Annotated in this window: 4 protein-coding genes; all 4 read left to right on the top strand. The window is 61.1% G+C overall.

All coding sequences use genetic code 11. The features are described from left to right. Positions 1-396: succinate dehydrogenase, cytochrome b556 subunit (gene sdhC, locus AWB75_RS36140; RefSeq protein ID WP_096031715.1), on the top strand; the 396-nt coding region annotated here is incomplete at its 5' end. Between the two features lie 4 nt (positions 397-400). Continuing rightward, positions 401-769, top strand: coding sequence for a succinate dehydrogenase, hydrophobic membrane anchor protein (gene sdhD, locus AWB75_RS36135; RefSeq protein ID WP_014193769.1), 369 nt, complete (start codon positions 401-403; stop codon positions 767-769). 5 nt (positions 770-774) lie between these two features. Continuing rightward, positions 775-2550 (top strand): succinate dehydrogenase flavoprotein subunit, encoded by a 1776-nt coding sequence (sdhA, locus tag AWB75_RS36130; RefSeq protein WP_061128705.1) that lies wholly within the window; start codon positions 775-777, stop codon positions 2548-2550. Positions 2551-2583: 33 nt separating this feature from the next. After that, positions 2584-3283: succinate dehydrogenase iron-sulfur subunit (locus AWB75_RS36125; protein ID WP_061128704.1), on the top strand; the 700-nt coding region annotated here is incomplete at its 3' end.

Here is a 3283-nt window from a genome sequence, read left to right as displayed (position 1 = left end):
AAAAAACCAAGGCCGGAATACCGAAACATCGGGATCGGCCAACTCGCGAAGTATCGCTTGCCGCTGGCAGGGAAGGTGTCGATCCTGCATCGCATCAGCGGCCTGCTGCTGTTCGTGTGCCTCCCGTTCATCCTGTACCTGCTCGACCAGAGCCTCACGTCGGAGATCCGCTTCGACGCGTTCAAGGGCTTTCTGGCCAACCCCATCGTCAAGATCATCGCGCTCGTGCTGTCGTGGGCGTATCTGCATCACTTCTGCGCGGGCATCCGCTTTCTGCTGCTCGATACGCACGTCGGCGTGAACAAGGAAGGCGGCAAGCAGAGCGCGCTGATCGTGCTGATCGTGTCGCTGCTGCTCACACTCGCGATGGCCCTCAAACTCTTCGGAGCCTTCTAAGAACATGGCAACGCAAAATCGAGTCGGCCCGAAGCGCCTGGTCGTGGGCGCGCATTACGGCCTGCGCGACTGGCTCGCGCAACGCATCACCGCGGTCGTGATGGCCGCTTACACCGTCATTCTTCTCTTCTGGTTCTTCGCCGCGCATAACTTCTCCTACGAAGGCTGGGCGGGCATTTTCGCGACCCAGTGGATGAAGCTCGCGACTTTCGTAGCCTTGCTTTGCCTCTTCTATCACGCGTGGGTCGGCATTCGCGACATCTGGATGGACTACGTGAAGCCGATGGGCGTGCGCCTGTTCCTGCAGGTGCTGACGATCCTGTGGCTCATCGGATGCGCCGGCTACGCCGCACAGATTCTCTGGAGAGTGTAAAGAACATGGCTGCAATCAAGACTTCTCTGCCGCGTCGCCGCTTTGACGTGGTTATCGTCGGCGCGGGCGGATCGGGCATGCGCGCATCGCTGCAACTGGCGCGTGCGGGTTTGTCGGTCGCTGTGCTGTCGAAAGTGTTTCCGACGCGCTCGCATACGGTGGCCGCGCAAGGCGGCATCGGCGCATCGCTTGGCAACATGAGCGAGGACAACTGGCACTATCACTTCTACGACACGATCAAGGGCTCCGACTGGCTCGGCGACCAGGACGCGATCGAGTTCATGTGCCGTGAAGCGCCCAACGCCGTGTATGAGTTGGAACACATGGGCATGCCGTTCGATCGCAATCCGGATGGCACGATCTATCAGCGTCCGTTCGGCGGTCACACCGCGAACTACGGCGAAAAGCCGGTGCAACGCGCATGCGCGGCCGCCGACCGTACCGGCCACGCGCTGCTGCACACGCTGTATCAACAGAACGTCGCGGCCAAGACGCACTTCTTCGTCGAATGGATGGCGCTGGATCTGATCCGCGACGCCGATGGCGACGTGCTCGGCGTCACTGCGCTCGAAATGGAAACGGGCGAGGTCTACATCCTCGAAGGCAAGACGACGCTGTTCGCCACGGGCGGCGCGGGGCGCATCTTCGCGGCATCGACGAATGCGTTCATCAACACGGGCGACGGCCTCGGCATGGCGGCGCGTTCGGGCATCGCGCTGCAGGACATGGAGTTCTGGCAATTCCACCCGACGGGCGTCGCGGGTGCGGGCGTGCTGATCACCGAAGGCGTGCGTGGTGAAGGCGGCATCTTGCGTAACGCGAACGGCGATCGCTTCATGGAACGCTATGCGCCGACGCTGAAGGATCTCGCGCCGCGCGACTTCGTTTCGCGCTCGATGGATCAGGAAATCAAGGAAGGTCGCGGCGTCGGTCCGAACAAGGATTACGTGCTGCTGGATCTGTCGCACATCGGCGCCGAGACGATCATGAAGCGTCTGCCGTCGATTCGCGAGATCGCGCTGAAGTTCGCGAACGTCGATTGCATCAAGGAGCCGATTCCGGTGGTGCCGACCATCCACTATCAGATGGGTGGCATTCCGACCAACATGCACGGTCAGGTCGTGGGCACGGCCAAGGGTTATAACGATCCGGTCAGCGGTTTCTATGCCGTGGGCGAATGCTCGTGCGTTTCGGTGCACGGCGCGAATCGTCTGGGCACGAACTCGCTGCTCGATCTGGTCGTGTTCGGGCGCGCGGCGGGCAATCACATCATCAAGCATGCAAGCGAGATGAAGGAGCACAAGCCCCTTCCCGCCGATGCCGCCGACTTCGCGATGGAACGTCTCGCGGTGCTGGAGAAGTCGACCTCGGGCGAATACACGCAGAGCATCGCCAACGAGATCCGCTCGACGATGCAATCGCATGCGGGCGTGTTCCGCACGGCGAAGCTGCTGGAAGAAGGCGTCGACAAGATCGGCGAGTTGGCCGAGCGCGCGAAGCATGTGCATCTGAAGGACAAGTCGAAGGTGTTCAACACGGCGAAGGTCGAAGCGCTCGAACTGGCGAACCTGATCGAAGTCGCGCGCGCGACGATGGTGTCGGCCGAAGCCCGCAAGGAAAGCCGCGGCGCGCATGCGCATAGCGACTACGAGCATCGCGACGACGAGAACTGGATGCGCCACTCGCTGTGGTTCAGCGAAGGCGATCGCCTCGAATACAAGCCGGTGCAGATGAAGCCGCTGACGGTCGAATCGGTGCCGCCGAAGGCGCGTACCTTCTAACGTACCTGCGAAGGCATCAAGGAAGATAGAGAAATGGCAAAGAGAATTTTTGAAGTCTATCGCTACGATCCGGACAAGGACGCCGCGCCGCGCATGCAGACGTACGAGCTTGAAATCAAGCATGAACGCATGCTGCTCGATGCATTGGTGAAGCTGAAAGAGCTCGATGAAACGCTGTCGTTCCGTCGCTCGTGCCGCGAAGGCGTGTGCGGCTCCGATGCGATGAACATCAACGGCAAGAACGGCCTCGCGTGCCTGACGAACCTGAACGAGTTGCCGCAGCGCATCGTGCTGCGTCCGCTGCCGGGTCTGCCGGTCGTGCGCGATCTGATCTGCGATTTCACGCAGTTCTTCAACCAGTATCATTCGATCAAGCCGTACCTGATCAATGACACGCCGCCGCCCGAGAAAGAGCGTTTGCAATCGCCGGTCGAACGCGACGAGCTCGATGGCTTGTACGAGTGCATCCTGTGCGCGAGCTGCTCGACGTCGTGCCCGAGCTTCTGGTGGAACCCGGACAAGTTCGTGGGACCGGCGGGCTTGCTGCAAGCGTATCGCTTCATTGCGGATAGCCGCGACGAAGCGACGGGCGAGCGTCTGGACAACCTGGAAGATCCGTATCGTCTGTTCCGTTGCCATACGATCATGAATTGCGTCGACGTGTGCCCGAAGGGGCTCAATCCGACCAAGGCGATCGGCAAGATCAAGGAATTGATGGTGCGCCGGGCGGTTT

The sequence above is a fragment of the Caballeronia catudaia genome, assembly GCF_001544755.2.
Taxonomy (GTDB): Bacteria; Pseudomonadota; Gammaproteobacteria; order Burkholderiales; family Burkholderiaceae; genus Caballeronia; species Caballeronia catudaia.
Note: the sequence above shows the minus strand (reverse complement) of the source record. Positions and strands in the feature narration are given on the sequence as shown.